At 67.0% G+C, this 18424-nt stretch carries 12 protein-coding genes and 1 pseudogene; 5 read left to right on the top strand and 8 right to left on the bottom strand.

Translation table 11 applies throughout. The features are described 5' to 3' along the window. Positions 1-423 (top strand): response regulator transcription factor (locus tag C1I89_RS05280; RefSeq protein ID WP_146196874.1); only part of this gene is annotated, 423 nt, incomplete at its 5' end. On the opposite strand, the gene C1I89_RS05275 is transcribed toward C1I89_RS05280, so the two are convergent. Next, positions 405-1922, bottom strand: coding sequence for a sensor histidine kinase (locus C1I89_RS05275; protein WP_258231334.1), 1518 nt, complete (start codon positions 1920-1922; stop codon positions 405-407). The two genes, C1I89_RS05280 and C1I89_RS05275, sit on opposite strands and share 19 nt — an antisense overlap. Beyond that, entirely contained in the window at positions 1919-3847 is a 1929-nt protein-coding gene (locus C1I89_RS05270) for an EAL domain-containing protein (protein WP_102771685.1), read from the bottom strand. Before C1I89_RS05270 ends, C1I89_RS05275 begins: the two co-directional genes overlap by 4 nt. A gap of 459 nt (positions 3848-4306) precedes the next feature. Between C1I89_RS05270 and C1I89_RS05265 the strand changes: the two genes are divergently transcribed. The 4 genes from C1I89_RS05265 (at position 4307) to C1I89_RS05250 (ending at position 9080) form a co-directional block, all read left to right on the top strand. Continuing rightward, complete coding sequence (locus C1I89_RS05265; RefSeq protein WP_102771684.1) at positions 4307-5647, top strand: putative bifunctional diguanylate cyclase/phosphodiesterase; 1341 nt, start codon at positions 4307-4309, stop codon at positions 5645-5647. Positions 5648-5667: 20 nt separating this feature from the next. Further along, positions 5668-6939 carry an IS256 family transposase gene (locus C1I89_RS05260; protein ID WP_047350851.1) on the top strand — a complete coding sequence of 424 codons (1272 nt, stop codon included), beginning with the start codon at positions 5668-5670 and terminating at the stop codon, positions 6937-6939. A gap of 182 nt (positions 6940-7121) precedes the next feature. Continuing rightward, the gene (gene aroC / locus C1I89_RS05255) at positions 7122-8189 is read left to right on the top strand and encodes a chorismate synthase (RefSeq protein WP_102771683.1); all 1068 of its coding nucleotides are present in this window, start codon (positions 7122-7124) and stop codon (positions 8187-8189) included. A gap of 48 nt (positions 8190-8237) precedes the next feature. Beyond that, positions 8238-9080 carry a M48 family metallopeptidase gene (locus C1I89_RS05250; protein WP_102771682.1) on the top strand — a complete coding sequence of 281 codons (843 nt, stop codon included), beginning with the start codon at positions 8238-8240 and terminating at the stop codon, positions 9078-9080. Positions 9081-9104: 24 nt separating this feature from the next. Here C1I89_RS05250 and C1I89_RS05245 read toward each other — a convergent pair whose 3' ends face one another. The 6 genes and pseudogenes from C1I89_RS05245 to C1I89_RS05220 form a co-directional block, all read right to left on the bottom strand. Beyond that, entirely contained in the window at positions 9105-11069 is a 1965-nt protein-coding gene (locus tag C1I89_RS05245; protein ID WP_102771681.1) for a bifunctional diguanylate cyclase/phosphodiesterase, read from the bottom strand. Positions 11070-11087: 18 nt separating this feature from the next. Then, positions 11088-11771: a transglutaminase-like cysteine peptidase gene (locus C1I89_RS05240; protein WP_181390886.1), complete on the bottom strand. Its 684-nt coding sequence runs from the start codon at positions 11769-11771 to the stop codon at positions 11088-11090. Between the two features lie 99 nt (positions 11772-11870). Next, positions 11871-15038 carry a choice-of-anchor K domain-containing protein gene (locus C1I89_RS05235; protein WP_102771679.1) on the bottom strand — a complete coding sequence of 1056 codons (3168 nt, stop codon included), beginning with the start codon at positions 15036-15038 and terminating at the stop codon, positions 11871-11873. A gap of 32 nt (positions 15039-15070) precedes the next feature. Then, positions 15071-15550, bottom strand: a pseudogene (locus C1I89_RS05230) (transglutaminase-like cysteine peptidase); the annotation flags it as partial. A 99-nt stretch (positions 15551-15649) separates the two neighbouring features. Further along, a complete protein-coding gene (locus tag C1I89_RS35575) occupies positions 15650-16642 on the bottom strand; it encodes a type I secretion C-terminal target domain-containing protein (protein ID WP_308810266.1) in 993 nt (330 codons plus the stop codon). Beyond that, positions 16609-18063 (bottom strand): tandem-95 repeat protein, encoded by a 1455-nt coding sequence (locus tag C1I89_RS05220; RefSeq protein ID WP_108627524.1) that lies wholly within the window; start codon positions 18061-18063, stop codon positions 16609-16611. The genes C1I89_RS35575 and C1I89_RS05220 overlap by 34 nt, the downstream gene beginning before the upstream one ends. Positions 18064-18424 lie beyond the last annotated feature (361 nt).

Below are 18424 nucleotides of genomic sequence, written 5' to 3'. Positions count from 1 at the left end.
GGCGGCGCCGACGTCTACATGACCAAGCCCGTGGACCTGCTGGAGCTCAGCTCGGTCATACGCAGCCTGGCCCGCCGGATGCGCCTGGCCAAGGCGCCGAATCCCACCGCCGCGGAAACCCGCGCTCCGGCCGACAGTTCATGGTCGCTGCAGGACGGCGGCTGGATACTGGTGGCGCCGGACGGCGCTTCCCTGCATCTCAGCGCGCAGGAGCGTACTTTCCTGATCGCGCTGATGGACGCGGCCGGCAGCGCGGTCAGCCGCCAGGTGCTGGCCGAACTGTTCCTGCCCGACAGCCCGGGCGGTTTCGAATTGCGCCGCATCGACGTGCTGGTCAGCCGCCTGCGCGCCAAGGCGCAAAGCGCCGGCCTCAAGCTGCCGGTGCTGTCCGTGCGCGGCCAGGGCTACGTGTTCGCCGCCTGAACCGGCGGCGGGTTGGACGGCAGCGTCACGACGAAACGCGTGCCCACGCCCACCGTGCTTTGCATGGTCAGCGAGCCGCCCTGGTTCTGGCAGATGCGCCGGGCCAGGTACAGGCCTATCCCCAGGCCTTGCGTTTCCCGATGCGCGGCGCGCCGGAAATGCGGCTCGAAAATCCGCGCCTGTTCCTCTTCCCCGATGCCCGGGCCGCGGTCGGTGACCGCCACCCAGGCCGTCGGCACGTCGCCCGCGCGGCTTAGGCCGGTCTCGATGCGCACCGGCTGGTTGGCCGGCGAATACTTGATGGCGTTGTGGATCAGGTTGCGCACCACGACGCAGGTCAACGGCCGGTCGCAATAGACGGGCAGGGGGCTTTCGGCCTCCAGGATCAGCGCATGCGCGGTATCGGGCTGCATCGAGGCGACCACGTCGCGCGCCAGCGCCGCCAGGTCCGCCGACTCGCCTCGGGGCGTCCAGGCCTGCTCGCCGAGCCGGTCCTGGTTCAGCAGCTGGTCCATGAGTTCGGTCATCCGCGAGACCGAACGATGGATGCGCGCAAGGCGGCTGCCGGTGGCGTCGCCGCCGTCGGCGAGAATCATGTCCAGGGATTGGGCGGCCGCGCTGATGGTGGCCAGCGGCGCGCGCAGCTCGTGCGAGATCAGCGCGTTCATCTGGCGTTGCGTATCGAGCGCGCCGGCCAGTTCCGCCAGCCGCAGTTCGCCCTGGGCGAGCTGGTCCGTGCCGGCGGCGGGCGCCGGGCCGGCGGCTGCGGGGGCGGGGGCGGATGCGGCGGCGGCCCGCTCGCCCATGGCGTACAGCAGCAGCGCGCCCGTCACCAGCAGCAGCCGCAGCAGTTCCCAGCCCAGATGCGCGCCGGCGGCGGCGCCGGGCCGCCCGGCGTCGCTGGCCAGCACCCAGGCCGAGACGGCATAGGCCAGCGCCATGGCCAGCATCGCCGCGTTCGCACTGGAGCCCCGCAGCGCGCGCCACAGGAACCAGGCAGCCAGCAGCACGCTGGTAATCGAGCAGGCGCCGGCTATCGTGGTGTGGACGGCGCTATTGCCGGGCCCGTAGGCAAGCACCAGCCTCAATGCGGCCAGGGTGGCCAGTGTGGTGCTGACCCAACGGCAGACCGTCGCCAGCCTGCCGGCGCCGGGCGTCTGCGCCAGCGCCGGCACGGTAAGCGCGAGCAGGGCGGCGTAGGAGCCGGCTTGCAGCGCGCCGGGCGGCAGCAGCGCGGGCGTGGCGCGGTACACGCCTTCGACCAGCATGAACGCCAGACCGGCGCCGTGCATGGCGTTGCGGGTGGCGGCCCAGGCCAGCGCGCAGGCCGCGGCGCAGGCGATCGCGACGCCGGCGGTCAGGCCCAGGCTGATGTCCGCATAGGCGGCGCTCGGCGCATGGGTTTGCGCGGCCGCGGGAAAGCACAGCGCATACAACAGCAGGCCCAGGATGGCCGGCAGGACGGGCCCGCGGATACGAAGAGGCGATACTGGCGTCAACTAGAAACCCATGGATGTTCGGCCGGGAGGTCGTGCGCTTGGGGCGAGTGTACGCGAGCGCCGCGTATCGCGTGGACGCCCAGCCCTTCCAGGATGTTCTGGGTCGCGATGTCGGGCACGTCCTCCGCATAGACCTGCATGTGCAGCGTGATGGCCGTGGCGACCACGGTGGCGGCCAGGTGGCGGTTGCCGGGGCTGTGCTGCAGGCCGGCGATGAAGCTGCCGCTCAGCTTCACGTAGGACAGCGGAAACTCGTGCAGGCGTTCCATGGCGCCGAAGTGCTGCGGCAGCCGCGCCACGCCGATCCGGCCGCCGGCATCCGTGGCGATGCGGCAGAGCTCGTGCAGGTCCGCTTCCTGTTCCACCAGCGCGGCCGCGTCGACTTCGAGGATGAGGCGCTGGGCCAGCGCCGGCCGGTCGTCCAGCATGCGTTGCAATCGGGACAGGAACGAGGGCTGGGCGAGCGAGGCCAGCGCCACGGGCACGGACAAGGCGCCCCGGCCGGCATACAGCCAGTCCAGCGCCAGCCGCACGGCCTGCACGTCGCAATCGGCCGACAGCCCGAGCCGGACCGCGGGCGGCATGAAGATGGAGGCCGGCACCGGGTCGGCGTCGGCGGTGTCGTGCAGGGTCAGGCTGGCTTCCTGGTGCAGCAGGGCGCCTGCCAGGTCGTGCAGCGGCTGCACCGTCAGCGAGAAGCGATGCTGCTCCAGCGCCGTGACCAGCGCGTCGTGCCAGCTGTATTCGCCGATGGGCGTGCTGTCGGGCGCGCGGTTGGCCGGCGTGACCTGATCGTCGTCGGCGCTCTCGGCGCACATCAGCGCGTGGTCCAGGCGGGCCAGGGTTTCGCTCATGTTGTCGTCCGGCCCGTAGGCGGCCAGCGCCATGGCCCAGCGGCACCAGCCGTGCTTGTCCATCGGCACGCGCAGCGAGCGCAGTTCGCGCCGCACGCGTTCGGCCAGCAGGCCGGCCTGCGGCGCCGACGAACGCGGCAGCAGCAGGGCGAAATCGGAGCCGCTCAGGCGGGCCAGCAGCGCGGTCTGCTGGCCGAACTCGGCCACCAGCTTGAGCAGCCGGTCCGACGAGGAGCGCAGCCACTGGTCGGCGAAGGCGCGCGACAGGTGGCGGTTGATCTGCGCCAGGTCCCGCTGGCGGAACATCAGCAGATGGCCGCCGGCCTCCGGCGCCTTGTCGGCCAGCGCCAGCCGGAACTGTTCGATGAAATAGCGGCGGTTGTGCAGGCGCGTGATGGGGTCCAGGTAGACCTCGCTCTGCAGCGATTCGATGCGGGCGTTCTGTTCCTGCACGGCGGCGGCCACCAGGCGCTGCGCGTCGGCCAGCGCCCGGTCCGTTTCGGCCGCGGCGGGCGCGCCGTCCGCCGGAGCAGCGGCCTGCGTCTGCATGCGCCGCGCCAGGTTCAGGGCGACCAGTATCCACAGCACGGCGGCGGCCACCACCAGACCGAGGATGCGCACGCCGCTTTGCCAGAGGGTGTCGCGCGCCTGCCGCGAATCGGCCTGGACCGTGACCGTGCCCTGGGCGGCGCCGTCGGCCGTGACGAAGGCGCGCGACACGGCGGGCGCCTCTATGCCCAGCCAGGCGTTGCGCCAGTCGTATTCGCGGCCCGCGGCCTCGTCCGGCCTGGCGCGCCTTTCCAGCGTCGAGCCGTTCTTTTCATCGGTGATGCGTATCAGCGCGTATTGGCCCTGCGCATACAGCTCGTCGGCCAGTGTGGCGCGTTGGCCGGCGTCGCTGACGGCATGCGACAAGACCCAGGCCAGCATGGCCGCGCCTTTTTCACTGCGCTGCGCCAGCTGCGAGTCGAGATACCGATGCGCAGCCGCCACACCCAGCGCCTGGGCGCCGAGCAGGGCCAGACCGATCAGGATGGCGGCGATGAAAAGTACCCGGCGGAAAGTGGGCATGTGGTTGAAGTTTCTCTGGCTGCCCGGCTCCGGCCAGGACGCCTGGATGGGAAACGTGACACGCGTTGCTAGCACATTGACGCAGGTCTTTGTACAGTAATTCTGCATGTCACATACCGTACAGAATATTACTAAATATGCGCCAACACCGGGCAAGCTGTGCAATTATTTCGGTGCTGCGGCCAAACGCCGTCAACTATCGGGCTCTTGCGTATTAATTTTCCGGTGTTGGCTGTCGTAGTACCAGGGAGGATGCATGCCGCGGGCCGGGAGAAGCCGCTCGGGGCCATCTTTCCCGCGGCGCTAGATCAAAGTACTGTAGGAATACAAGGAAAAAGAGGTGCGTTGCCTCTGATATGTGGCGTTTTTTTGCGAAACCAATGCATAACTTAAAAAATGTTACAGCCCTTGGGTTCCTTGCCGAACCGCAACGCCAGGGGCATATGGATAGGGGGCTCCGTGCGTGAGAGTTACCTGCTCGCACTGTGCCTGGTGCTGGCAGCCGCCCTTGTGGCGATATGCCTGATCTTTGTACGCAGGGAGCGCGCGCTACGGCGGCGCCTGCGGTTCGATGAACTGACCGGCCTGCTCAGCCAGCAGGAATTGCAGCGGCGCGCGCGCGGCTGGTTCGACGGCGGCCGTTCGTGGCGCGGCGCCTTCTTCCTCGTCGGTTTCGAGCAGTATGCCGAGATCAGCGCCATGTTGCGCGCCGGAGAAGACCAGGCCCTGCTGGCGCAGGTGGCCGGCCGGCTCGGCCTGATCGCGCGCACGCTCGGGGGCGTGGCGGCGCGCACGGGGGCGGCCAGCTTCACGGTCTGCGTGCCCGACGTGGACGAGCAGGGGGCGGCGCAGGTGTCGGCCAAGCTGCTGGACGATCTGAGCGCGCCCCTGGAACTGGGCGGGCGCACCCTGATGGCGGTATTCCGGGTCGGCGCCGCGCTTTACCCCGAACACGGACGCAGCGTCGAGGAACTGCAACGTTGCGTCCAGGTGGCGATGGTGCCGCTGAAGGCGCGCGGCGGCCCGGGCTGGAACCTCTTCGACTTCCGCATGCTGGCGCACCAGCGCGACCAGCAGGGCCTGGAAAACGATCTGCGCCTGGCCCTGACCACGCCGGCCATGGAACAGTTCGAGCTGTATTACCAGCCGGTCTGGGACAGCAGCACGGGCGTGGTGCAGGGATGCGAGGCGCTGTTGCGCTGGCATCATCCCGTGCTGGGCAGCGTGTCGCCGGCCGTGACCATCGAACTGGCCGAGCGCAGCGGGCTGATCGTGCCGCTGGGGGCCTGGATTCTGGAACGCGCCTGCACCCAGGCGGCGCAATGGCCGGCGGCATGGCGCGTGCACGTGAACCTGTCGGTCAGGCAGATGAACGAAGGCGGCCTGGTGGACCTGGTCTCCAAAGCGCTGGCCGGCGCCCGGCTGGAGCCGCGCAAGCTGGTGCTGGAGATCACGGAATCGCTGTTCATCCTGCACTACGAGCAGCACGTGAAGGTCTTGAACGCGCTGCGCGCCATGGGCGTGGGCATGGCGCTGGACGACTTCGGCTGCGGCTATTCCAGCCTGAACCACCTGCGCTCGCTGCCGATAGACTGGGTCAAGATCGACCGCAGCTTCATTTCCGCGCTGGAGTCGGACGCCGGCAGCCGCGAGGTCGTGTCCGCGCTGTTCGGCCTGTGCCAGGCGATGCACCTGCCGGTGGTGGCCGAAGGCGTCGAAACCGAGGGCCAGCGCGAGATCCTCAAGTCGTTGGGATGGCAGGTCATGGAGCTTGTCAGAAATTTTGTGTGTGAGGCATAGCATGTCGACAAGGAGCATGAATGCCACGCAAGACCAAACCCACCGCTTTGGCGGACCAGGCGGCACAGCCGCAATTTCACATCCCGGCCGAGCTGCTTGACCAGTTGGTGACCGGGCCCATGACGCCGGGCCAAGTCCAAGGGCTGTTCGATCAGTTCAAGAAGTCAATTCTTGAGCGGGCGCTGGGCGCCGAGATGAGTCATCACCTAGGCTATGCGCCCGGCCAAGCCAAGCCCACAGGCGGATCAGCCAACCACCGCAACGGCAAGAGCACCAAGACCGTACTGACCGATGTGGGGGCGCTGCGCATCGATGTCCCACGCGATCGCGAAGGCAGCTTCGAGCCGCAGCTCATTGGCAAGCACGAGCGGCGCTTTACGGGTTTCGACGACAAGATCATCGCCATGTACGCACGCGGCATGACGGTGCGCGAGATCCAGGGTTTCCTGGCTGAGATGTACTCGGTGGACGTCTCGCCCGAGCTCATCAGCCGTGTCACCGATGAGGTGATGGGCGAGGTCACGGCCTGGCAGACACGGCCGCTGGAGGCGATGTACCCGGTGGTGTTCTTCGATGCGCTGCGGGTCAAGATTCGCGAGGATGCGGTGGTGCGCTCCAAGGCCGTCTACCTGGCGCTGGGCGTACTGCCTGACGGCTCGCGCGACATCCTGGGAATCTGGATCGAGAACACCGAGGGGGCGAAGTTCTGGATGAAGGTCTTCAACGATCTGAAGACGCGCGGGGTGCAGGACATCCTGATTGCCGTCACCGACGGCCTCAAGGGCATGCCAGAGGCGCTGGGCGCAGTGTTCCCGGCGACGACGCTGCAGACCTGCATCGTGCACCTGATCCGGGGTGGCCTGGACTTTGCGTCATGGAAAGACCGCAAGGCGCTGGCCGCAGCCATCAAACCCATCTACACCGCGGTGAGCGCCGAGGCGGCCGAGGCCGAGTTGGATGCGTTTGCGGCCGGCCCCTGGGGGCAGCGGTTCCCGACCGTGGTCAGCGCCTGGCGCCGGGCCTGGGACAAGGTCATCCCGTTCTTCGCCTTCCCGCCCGAGGTGCGGCGCGTGATCTACACCACCAACGCCATCGAGAGCGTGAACGCACGGCTGCGCAAGATCATCAAAACGCGCGGCCACTTCCCCAGCGACGAGGCGGCCACCAAGCTGATCTGGCTGGCGCTGCGCAACATCACCGCGGACTGGGGGCGGGCGGCCAACCACTGGAAATCAGCGATGAACCAATTTGCGATCCTCTACGAGGACCGATTTACCAGATCGGGCCAGTAAGATCACCAAGCCGCCTCACGATTGAGTGACGGATTCAACAGCCTCACACACAGAAATCCTGACACTCCCGGGTCATGCAGGGCTACCTGCTGGGACGGCCCGCGCCGGCCTCGGAAATCCAGGCTTTGGCCTCCGCGGTGTCATAATCGGGGTTGCTTGCAAACCGACTCCGCTGACTCCTTATGCCCGGCAACACCTTAGGTACTCTCTTTACCGTCACCAATTTCGGCGAATCCCACGGCCCCGCCATCGGCTGCGTCGTCGACGGCTGCCCGCCCGGATTGCCCCTGGAGGCCTCCGACATCCAGCTGGAACTGGACCGCCGCCGTCCCGGCACCTCGCGCCACGTCACGCAGCGCCAGGAAGCCGACCAGGTCGAGATTCTGTCGGGCGTGTACGAAGGGGTGACGACGGGCACGCCGATCGGCCTGCTGATCCGCAACACGGACGCGCGCAGCAAAGACTACTCGAACATCGCCGACACCTTCCGGCCCGGCCATGCCGACTACACCTACTGGCGCAAGTTCGGCGTGCGCGATCCGCGCGGCGGCGGACGCTCGTCGGCGCGCCTGACCGCGCCCACCGTGGCCGCGGGCGCCATCGCCAAGAAGTGGCTGGCGCAGCAGTACGGTGTGCAGGTGCGCGGCTACATGAGCCAGCTGGGCCCGATCTCCATTCCTTTCGTGTCCTGGGACGAAGTCCCCAACAATCCGTTCTATGCGCCCAACGCCGGGATCGTGCCCGAGCTCGAAGCCTACATGGACCAGCTGCGCCGCGACGGCGACTCCATCGGCGCGCGCATCGAGGTGGTGGCCGAGAACCTGCCGGCGGGCTGGGGCGAACCCATTTACGACCGCCTGGACGCCGACATCGCGCACGTGATGATGGGCCTGAACGCGGTCAAGGGCGTCTCGATCGGCGCCGGCTTCGACAGCATCGCCCAGCGCGGCTCCGAACACGGCGACGAGATCACGCCCGATGGTTTCCTGAGCAACCATGCGGGCGGCGTGCTGGGCGGCATTTCCACCGGCCAGCCGGTGACCGTGTCGCTCGCAATCAAGCCGACCTCCAGCATCCGGGTCGAGCGCAAGTCGGTGAACCGCGCCAACGAGCCGGTCCAGGTGCAGACCCTGGGCCGCCACGATCCTTGCGTCGGCATCCGCGCCACGCCCATCGCCGAGGCGATGCTGGCGCTGGTGCTGATCGACCACGCCCTGCGCCATCGCGCGCAATGCGGCGATCCGGTCTGATACCCTGACGTTCCCCGCAATACGTACTTCGAATACCTGGAGGCCGACATGATCCGGAAACGTTTCCCGCTGCGCCAGGCGGGCGCGGCGCTTGCGCTGGCCGCCCTGGCCGGCTGCACGGGCATGAACACCACCCAGTCCGGCGCCATCGGCGTCAACCGGACCCAGTACATGTCCAGCATGGTGCCTTCGCAGGCGCTGGACCAGGAAGCCAGCCAGCAATATGCCGACATCGTCAAGCAGGCCAAGGCCAAGGGCCAGCTGGACCGCGACGCCCAGCAGCTCGCGCGCGTGCGTGCGATTTCGCAACGGCTGATCGCGCAGACGCCGGTGTTCCGGCCGGACGCCGCAAGCTGGAACTGGGAAGTGCACGTGCTGTCCAGCGACGAAATCAACGCCTGGTGCATGCCGGGCGGCAAGATCGCCGTCTACACCGGCCTGATCTCCAAGATCAAGCCCACGGACGACGAGCTGGCGGCGGTGATGGGCCATGAAATCGCCCACGCGCTGCGCGAACATGCCCGCGAGCGGGTGTCGCAGCAGATGGCGACGAGCCTGGGATTATCGGTGCTGTCCATCGCGACGGGCTCCAGCGTGGCTTCCGACCTGGGCGGCCAGCTTACCAACGTGATGTTCACGCTGCCCAACAGCCGCACCCACGAAACCGAGGCCGACCGCATGGGCGTGGAACTGGCGGCCCGCGCCGGCTTCGACCCGCGGGCCGCCGTGACGCTGTGGCAGAAGATGGGCGCGGCCGACCAGGGCAGCGCCCCGCCCGAGATCCTGTCGACCCACCCGTCGGCGGCCTCGCGCATCGCCGACCTGCAGGCCGCGGCGCAGCAGGTGCTGCCGCTGTACGAACAGTCCAAGGGCAAGGCCGCCGCGCGCTGAGCGCGGCCGGCGCCGCGGGCCGCTTCAGGCCCGGCCCGCGGCGATCTTGACGCCGGGGCCGCGCATGATGCCTATGCCCAGCTCGGCCAGGATGCGCTGCGTTTCGGCGTCGGGCACATCCTCGGCATAGACCGCGATATTCAGCTTGCGCGCCGTTTCCAGTACCGACGCGGTCAGCTGCTGGCTGCCGGGGCTTTGCGACATGCCGCCCACGAAACCGCCGCCCAGCTTCACGTAGGACAAGGGCAGGGTGTGCAACTGCGCCACCGCGCCGAACTGCTGCGCCAGGCGGCGCACGCCGATATGCGCGCCGAACTCCGAGGTCACCCGCGCCAGCGCGGCGATCTGTTCGTGGCATTCCACCAGGCCGTGGGCGTCGATTTCCAGGTACAGCCGGCTCGCCAACGGCCGGTGCTCGGTCAGCATCAGGGCCAGCTGGCGGAAGAATTTCTGGCCGCGCAGCGAGGGCAGGGCGACCCGCACGGCCAGTTCGCCGGGATTGGCGGCCAGCCAGTCCAGGCCCAGGCTTACCGCTTCCAGGTCGCAATCCGCCACCAGGTCCAGCCGCACCGCCGGCGGGATGAACAGCGTCGCCGGGATCGGTTCCTGGTCGGCGGCGGTGCGCAGCATCAGCATGGCCTCCACGCGCACCGGGCTGCCGTCGGTGGCTTTCAGGGTTTCCGGGGCCAGCTCGAAACGATGTTCCTCCAGGGCGCACAGAATCGCGTCCTTCCAGGCGCGTTCGCCGGATTCGGAAGGCGTGTGCATGTCGGTCGCGCCCGCGATCACGACCTGGTCGTTGCCGGCGCTTTCGGCCCGCATCAGCCCGAAATCCAGCCGCGCCAGCACCGGCCCGGCCTGATGGCCGTGGCCGTAGTCGGTGATGGCCTGGGCCCAGCGGCACAGGTGGCCTTCGCCGACCGGGATGCGCGAGGCATGCAGGTCGGCGCGCACCTGTTCGGCGATCATCATCGCCTGCGGCGCCGCGCAGCCGGGCAGCAGCAGCGCGAAATCCGATCCGTTCAGGCGCGCCAGCAGCGGCGTGGCCACGTGCATGCGCCGCAGCGTGCCGCCGATGCGCTCGCAGGTCGTGCGCAGCCACTGGTCGATGAATTCGCGCGGCATGTGGCGGTTCAGGTCGGCCAGGTCGCGCTGGCGGAACACCAGGATATGGCCGCCATCGACGGCGCGTCCGGCCACGGCCTGCGGCATTTCCAGCGCGCGGCGGAATTCGTTGACGAAGTACTTGCGGTTGGGCAGGCCGGTGACCGGGTCCTGGTTCAGTTCGACCTGCAACGATTCGATGCGGGCGTTCTGTTCTTCGACGCTGGCATAGACACGCTCGCGCGTCTGGTTCAGGGCCTGCACCACGCCGGACAGCTCGGGCACGCGCGCCTGCACCTGGCCGGCCGGCGATTCCTGGCCGATGCGGCGCACGTGGTCGCTGATCTCGCGCAGCAGCCGATTCTTGATCCAGCCCACCAGCAGAAAGGCGAACACCGCCCACAGAATGCCCGCGCCCACCACCAGGGCGATCATCTTCAGGCTGCTGCGCCACAGGGCTTCCCAGGCGTAGGCGTCGTTGGCCACCAGCGTGACCTCGCCGATCTGGCGCCAGCCGTCGCTGACCGCATGCGTGGCCGGCTCCGCGTTCAACGGGGCCAGCGCCCGGAACCAGGTCGGCACCGAGGCCGCGGTGGCGGTCGACTGACGTTCGATCAGGACCTTGCCTTCGGGATCGGACAGGCGCACCAGCGAAAAATGGCCGCCGTCATATAGCGCCGACACCAGCAGTTCCTGCACCACGGGATCGTTGTTGGCCGGCTGCGACAGCGACAAGGCCAGCGAGACGGCCGCATCGGTGCTCTGCACCTTCAACTGGCCGGAGAGGTATTCCCGGGCCGAGTTGACGCTTAGCGCCAGCGTGCCCAGCAGGATGACGCCGATTGCGAGAGTGACGCTGAGAAGTAGCTGTCTAAGTATGGACATGGTCTTATTTTCCGTACATCACGGGCGCAAACCTTCCCGTTGCATGCGTTGTAGTAGATCACGCCAGCGGCTGAGGCGGTCAACCGGGGCGGCGGGTTTGCCGTCGACATACACGCCGTCGGCATTGAAACTGAACACCGGCGTCAGATCGCGGCGTTGCGTGGCGGGCAGGATGGTCGAGACCAGGCTGTCCAGCACCAGCGGCACGGCGTTGGGGGTCTCGTAGTAGCCAAGCACCATGTGGGCGATCTGGCTGCTGCTCGCGGGTCCGCCGATGCGCGCCCGCACGTAGATGAAGCGCAGCTTGTTGGCCGGCACGCCCAGCTTGAGCAGCGTGAAGTACTTGCCGATGACGTAGTCTTCACAGTCGCCGGCTCCCTTGCCCAGCGATTCCAGCGGCGTGGCCCAGTAGTCGGTCTGACGCCAGATGACACTGTCTTCGCCCGAGAGCAGGCTGCGGTTCCAGAAATCGTTGGCCATCGCGAGCGCGTCGCGCGCCTGGGCCGGCGGCGGGCTGCGCAGCAAGGCCAGCCACGAATCCACCGCGCGCGCGCCCTTGGCGCCATAGCGGCTGGCCGACAGGCTTTGCAGCTTGCCTGCGTCGATCTCCAGGGCGGAACTGCCGCTCCAGGTGCAGGCCAGACACAACAAAGCCCATCGACACAATTTCAGCGCGGGGCGGAAACGGGGAGACGACGGCATGCAGCGGATTTTCACATGTTTCCGAACATTTCAGGTGAAATGGACGAAAAAATGTGCCGTTGGCGGCAGAGCCGCCGCGCGTCCCCGCGCCGCATGGATTCAGGCGTGATCGACGATCAGCTTGTCCTTGCGCAACAGGTCGTTGATGATGGCCTGGTTATTCAGGATCTGACCGTTGGCCCCGTGCGTGAGATCGACGTTCTCCAGCACGATTTTCTGGTCGGCGCCCTGGCTGGCCAACTGGCCCCTGGTGTTGATTTCGATGAGCGTGCCGCCGCCGGCTTCGGCCGGATTCCTGCTGAAGCTCAGGTACTGGGTCAGGGTTGCGTCGCTTTCCCCGACCAGCAGGTCCTTCAGGTCCAGGACGTCGCCGCCCTCGGCGGGTTTCAGGATCGAGAAGTCCTTGACCGTATCCACGGCAGGCGCGGCGGTGCTGCCCTGGTCGCCCAGTTCCCACTTGAAGGTGTCGCTGCCCGGGCCGCCCACAAGCGTGTCGTCGCCGCGCCCGCCATGCAGCACGTCGTCGCCGACGCCGCCGTACAGGAAGTCGTCGCCAGAGCCGCCGGCCAGCGTATCGTCGCCGGCCGAGCCGTAGCTCACGGCGTCCACGCGTATCGTGATGTCGCTGCTGCGTTGATAGGTGTAGGCGCTGCCGCCGTCGTCGTGGCCCTGGATCGTCATGCTCACTTCCAGGTCGAGCGCCCCGGAAAAGCCCTCGGCCGGTTTCAGCGTCAGCGTGGCCAGGTTCCAGCCCTTGACCTCCACCGAACCCTGGCCTTCCGTGGCAGTGAAACTGTGGCCCTGGCCATCGCTCAGCACGAACCCGGCCAGCAGGTTGCCGATCGCGATGCCGGCGATCCGCTCGCCGCCGGCCAGCGGCAGACTAACGGAATCGGTCTGGATCTGCGACAGCCTGATCGTGGAATTCACCGGGGCTTCGTTATAGCCGTAGACCTTGTAGTGGCCGGCGCCCTCGGTGCCGATCAGGCGGCCCACCGTGAAGCCGGAATCCTCGGCGGCCAATTGTTTCCTGGCGGCCTCGAAACTCGGGAAGAACTTCAGGGCCTTGCCCGGATTGCTGCTGTTTTCCACCCAGACATGGAACATGCCCGGGCCGTTCTGGTTATGCAGGAACATGTCCAGCGTATACAGGCCGCTCTCCGTCGGGGTAAAGGTGAATGCCTTGACCGTGGCATGGTCGCTGCCCCAGCGCAGGTCCACCACCTGGCCGCCCATGTTGCGGTCGCCCAGCACCACGCGCAGGCTGTCGTCGCCCTGGGCATGCACGGTATAGGTGTCGCCGGCGCGCAGGTAGATCACTCCTTGCGCGTGCACGGCGGTGCCGCCCTGCACATTTCTCCAATCCGAGGCGCCGTCCGCGTTCGGGTCCTTGGCCATCAGATCCTGGACCAGATACTCGCTCGTTTCGGGATGATCTCCCACGAAATAAATGCTTCCATACTTGTGGCCGCGGCCGAAGCCTATCGGATTGCTGGAACGGTATCCATTGCCGTCCGGATCGACGGCCATCAGGCGCTTGATCATGGCTTCCAGCTCGTTGGACGGCGCGCCGTCGCCTTCTTCAGGGCTGCTGTTTTTCAGGCGGTCCAGGATCTCGTTGACCGTCTTGTCCGACTCGGAGAGATCGCGGTCTTTGACTGCCCACACCTTCAGGTTCAGGCCCTCGTTGCTCAACGCCGGCCGCGGCGCATACAGCGGCAGGTCGTCATCATGGACGACGACGCTAGCCGGTCTGGCGTCCGCGCCCACGCCGCCGCGCAGGGCCGGGCTTGCGCTGGCCTCGCCCAGCGACAGAATCAGGTCCTTGTTGCCCTCGACCACGCGATCGTCGGCCAGAGCGGCCGTCACAGTGGCGCTGGACCGGCCTGCTTCGATCGTGACGAAGCGGGGCAGACTGCCGGTATCGCCATCGTTTGCGGCCGCGCCGCTCCAGTTCAGGGCCACCGTGACGGAGTGCCCTTCAGGCACCTTGGCCGCGTTACCGTGCCTGTCGACCAGCGAAACCGTGTAGGAAACCGATCCGTCTGCCTCGCTCACATGGGCCTGGTCGGACTCGACCTTCACCTGCAGAGGGGGCGCGCCGTTATCGTAGCCGTTCAGCTCGATGGTGATATGGCCCTGCTGGCGATCGCCGTCGGCGTCGGTGACGGTGTAGGGGTAAGTCAGCTGCTTGCGTCCGACCTGAAATTCGTTATAGGCCTGGCGGCTCATCTCGAAAACGTAATGGCCGTTGGAGGCGACGATCAGCCGGCCGTATTCATTCAGGATGACCGTCGAGCCGTCGGAGCGCCTGACGCCTTTGTCCCATTGCACGGAGCCCGCGCCATCGCCGCCGTAATGCCAGCCCGGGGTGCCGGCATCGAACAGATTTCCTTCGACGGTGGGCAACGGGTCGGTCGAAGACACGGAGACGAACAACTCGAATGCGTTGCCCTTGTTTTCCTTTGTATTGAACGTAGTCACCGGATTGCCGTTCCTGTCCTTGAATCCCAGGATGTCCAGTACATAGGTCCGGTCGCCGACCTGGAACGTCTGTTGGCGGGTGGCGTTGGATATCCAGACGATATCGTCGACATATCCGCTGCCCCCGCCCGCGTTATTCAGGGTTTCCGCGTGATGCAGCTTGATGGTGTGGCGGATAACCTGCTCGGCCCCATCGATGGTCAGCCGCAAGGCAATATCCAGATCCACCGATGTAAGGTTGCCGGTCCCCTGGTTCACGACGACGGAGTTGCTGTGAGCAAAGGTTCCGATCCGGATGGGCGCGCCCAGCGGATCGATCGAACCGCGTAGCGCTTCGTTATCGAAGAAGGAGTAGCCGGACCGGTAGATGTTGGCCGGCGTACCCCAGGTAATGACGTCTATCCCCGGGTCCGAGTCATTTTGCACCTGGTCCTGGATCGTTCCGTTCGTCAGCCTCCAATTGCTGAATCCGGTTTCCAGGCCGCCGATGCCGACATGGCTGACCGGTACGTCCAGGGTGGTGGCACGAACGGGATTGCCGGCCGGCATGTCGTCTTCGATATTGACCGTGATCTTGCCGGTGCTGCTGGCGCCCTGGGTGTCGGTAACCTTGACGCCGACGTCGAACGACAGCACGTCCTCGGCGCCCGGATTCCGGTGGTCCACCGGGGCCTGCAGCGCCACCGCATACTTGCCCTGGTTGTCGACGGTGACGCTGATGACCGTCTTGCCGTCGGCCGCACCGGTCAAGGTCTGGCCGTCCTCGGCCAGCGTCCAGGCCACGGGCCTGCCGCCGGAGACCAGAACCCCGNCTCGTAGTAGCCAAGCACCATGTGGGCGATCTGGCTGCTGCTCGCGGGTCCGCCGATGCGCGCCCGCACGTAGATGAAGCGCAGCTTGTTGGCCGGCACGCCCAGCTTGAGCAGCGTGAAGTACTTGCCGATGACGTAGTCTTCACAGTCGCCGGCTCCCTTGCCCAGCGATTCCAGCGGCGTGGCCCAGTAGTCGGTCTGACGCCAGATGACACTGTCTTCGCCCGAGAGCAGGCTGCGGTTCCAGAAATCGTTGGCCATCGCGAGCGCGTCGCGCGCCTGGGCCGGCGGCGGGCTGCGCAGCAAGGCCAGCCACGAATCCACCGCGCGCGCGCCCTTGGCGCCATAGCGGCTGGCCGACAGGCTTTGCAGCTTGCCTGCGTCGATCTCCAGGGCGGAACTGCCGCTCCAGGTGCAGGCCAGACACAACAAAGCCCATCGACACAATTTCAGCGCGGGGCGGAAACGGGGAGACGACGGCATGCAGCGGATTTTCACATGTTTCCGAACATTTCAGGTGAAATGGACGAAAAAATGTGCCGTTGGCGGCAGAGCCGCCGCGCGTCCCCGCGCCGCATGGATTCAGGCGTGATCGACGATCAGCTTGTCCTTGCGCAACAGGTCGTTGATGATGGCCTGGTTATTCAGGATCTGACCGTTGGCCCCGTGCGTGAGATCGACGTTCTCCAGCACGATTTTCTGGTCGGCGCCCTGGCTGGCCAACTGGCCCCTGGTGTTGATTTCGATGAGCGTGCCGCCGCCGGCTTCGGCCGGATTCCTGCTGAAGCTCAGGTACTGGGTCAGGGTTGCGTCGCTTTCCCCGACCAGCAGGTCCTTCAGGTCCAGGACGTCGCCGCCCTCGGCGGGTTTCAGGATCGAGAAGTCCTTGACCGTATCCACGGCAGGCGCGGCGGTGCTGCCCTGGTCGCCCAGTTCCCACTTGAAGGTGTCGCTGCCCGGGCCGCCCACAAGCGTGTCGTCGCCGCGCCCGCCATGCAGCACGTCGTCGCCGACGCCGCCGTACAGGAAGTCGTCGCCAGAGCCGCCGGCCAGCGTATCGTCGCCGGCCGAGCCGTAGCTCACGGCGTCCACGCGTATCGTGATGTCGCTGCTGCGTTGATAGGTGTAGGCGCTGCCGCCGTCGTCGTGGCCCTGGATCGTCATGCTCACTTCCAGGTCGAGCGCCCCGGAAAAGCCCTCGGCCGGTTTCAGCGTCAGCGTGGCCAGGTTCCAGCCCTTGACCTCCACCGAACCCTGGCCTTCCGTGGCAGTGAAACTGTGGCCCTGGCCATCGCTCAGCACGAACCCGGCCAGCAGGTTGCCGATCGCGATGCCGGCGATCCGCTCGCCGCCGGCCAGCGGCAGACTAACGGAATCGGTCTGGATCTGCGACAGCCTGATCGTGGAATTCACCGGGGCTTCGTTATAGCCGTAGACCTTGTAGTGGCCGGCGCCCTCGGTGCCGATCAGGCGGCCCACCGTGAAGCCGGAATCCTCGGCGGCCAATTGTTTCCTGGCGGCCTCGAAACTCGGGAAGAACTTCAGGGCCTTGCCCGGATTGCTGCTGTTTTCCACCCAGACATGNCGGAGACCAGAACCCCGTCGGCCGGCGCGACCAGCGAGACGCCATAGCCGGCCGCGGCGCCTTGGCCGCTGATCGACAACTGGCCGGTCGCGGTGCGCGCATCGGTGGTATCCGGCGTGCCCTGGTCATCCGCAATGCCGCCGGCCAGGCCTTCCTCGGACACGGATGCGCTTGCATCCTGGACTGCGGGGGGCTGGTAGGCATCCACGATGACGGCGCGGCCGGTGTCTGCGATGCCTTGAGGCAGGTCGGTTCCGCTGCCGGTCTTGCCTCTCAGCTCGGCCTCCAGCACCAGAGTCTCGCGGCCCTCGGAGACGCGGTCGGCCACGGTCTCGACGCTGATCGTGATGCCGCCCTGGACGCCGGCCGGGATGGTGAGGCTGTAGCTGCCGCCGGTATGGGACTTCACGTCGGCGGCGGCACCGGCGACGGTGGCGGAAATCCTGCCCAGGTCCTTGGCGTCGGCGTCGCCGGCCAGCTTGAAGCTCAGTACGGTATCGGCGTCAACCGCCTTGTCCAGCTTGATCTCGAAGACCGCGCTTTCGCCTTCCTTGATGTCACCCGCGTCGGATACCGTGAGCGTGGGCAGATCTGCGCCCGGGCCTCGGTCGTCGACGATCACGGCGCGACCAGTGCCGGCGATGCCGGCCGGCAGCGTGCCGCTGGAGGTTTCGCCGGTGAGCGTGGCCGTCAGCGTCATCGGTTCGCGTCCCTCAAAGACGGCGTCGTCCACGGTTGGAACCGCGACCACGATGCCGCTCATGGCGCCGGCGGGAAGCGTGAAGCGATAGGCGCCGTCGGCGTTGGCGGTCACCTTGACGGCGACGCCGCCGATGGTGACGACGGGCGCGCCGTGATCTGCCGTTTCGGTCCGGCCATCCAGTTTGAGCGTGATCGTGGTGTCCTTGTCCAGATCGCCCGTATTGCCCAGGCTGATATGGAAGACGGCATCGGCGCCTTCGTTGACTTCTCCGGGGTCGGATACCGTGATGGTAGGCAGGTCCAGCACCGGGGTGACGGTGATGCTGAGGGTCGATCGGACGATGCTGCCTCGGTTATCGGTGACCAGGACGGTGACCTGGTCGGAACCGTTGTAATCGGGAGCGGGAGTGTATGTGTACTCTCCGGTCTGAGAATCGATGTCGAACGTGCCGTGTTTTGGAGGCTTGTCGAACCAATAGGTCAGCGTGTCGCCTTCCACATCGGTAGCAACGATCTTGCCCTTCAAGGGTTGGTCTTCGGCAGTCGTGAGATCGTAATCGGATACGACAGGAGAATCGTTGACGGCCGTGATGGTGACGTTGACGGTAGACGGCGTCGTGCCGCCTTGCCCATCGTCGACGAAGACGGTGAACCGGTCGGTGCCGTTGTAGTCGAGGGCCGGAGTGTAGGTATATTGGCCCNGTCGGATACCGTGAGCGTGGGCAGATCTGCGCCCGGGCCTCGGTCGTCGACGATCACGGCGCGACCAGTGCCGGCGATGCCGGCCGGCAGCGTGCCGCTGGAGGTTTCGCCGGTGAGCGTGGCCGTCAGCGTCATCGGTTCGCGTCCCTCAAAGACGGCGTCGTCCACGGTTGGAACCGCGACCACGATGCCGCTCATGGCGCCGGCGGGAAGCGTGAAGCGATAGGCGCCGTCGGCGTTGGCGGTCACCTTGACGGCGACGCCGCCGATGGTGACGACGGGCGCGCCGTGATCTGCCGTTTCGGTCCGGCCATCCAGTTTGAGCGTGATCGTGGTGTCCTTGTCCAGATCGCCCGTATTGCCCAGGC

This window comes from Achromobacter pulmonis (assembly GCF_002885955.2).
Classification (GTDB): domain Bacteria; phylum Pseudomonadota; class Gammaproteobacteria; order Burkholderiales; family Burkholderiaceae_B; genus Achromobacter; species Achromobacter pulmonis_A.
This window is presented reverse-complemented; position numbering and strand designations above follow the sequence as displayed.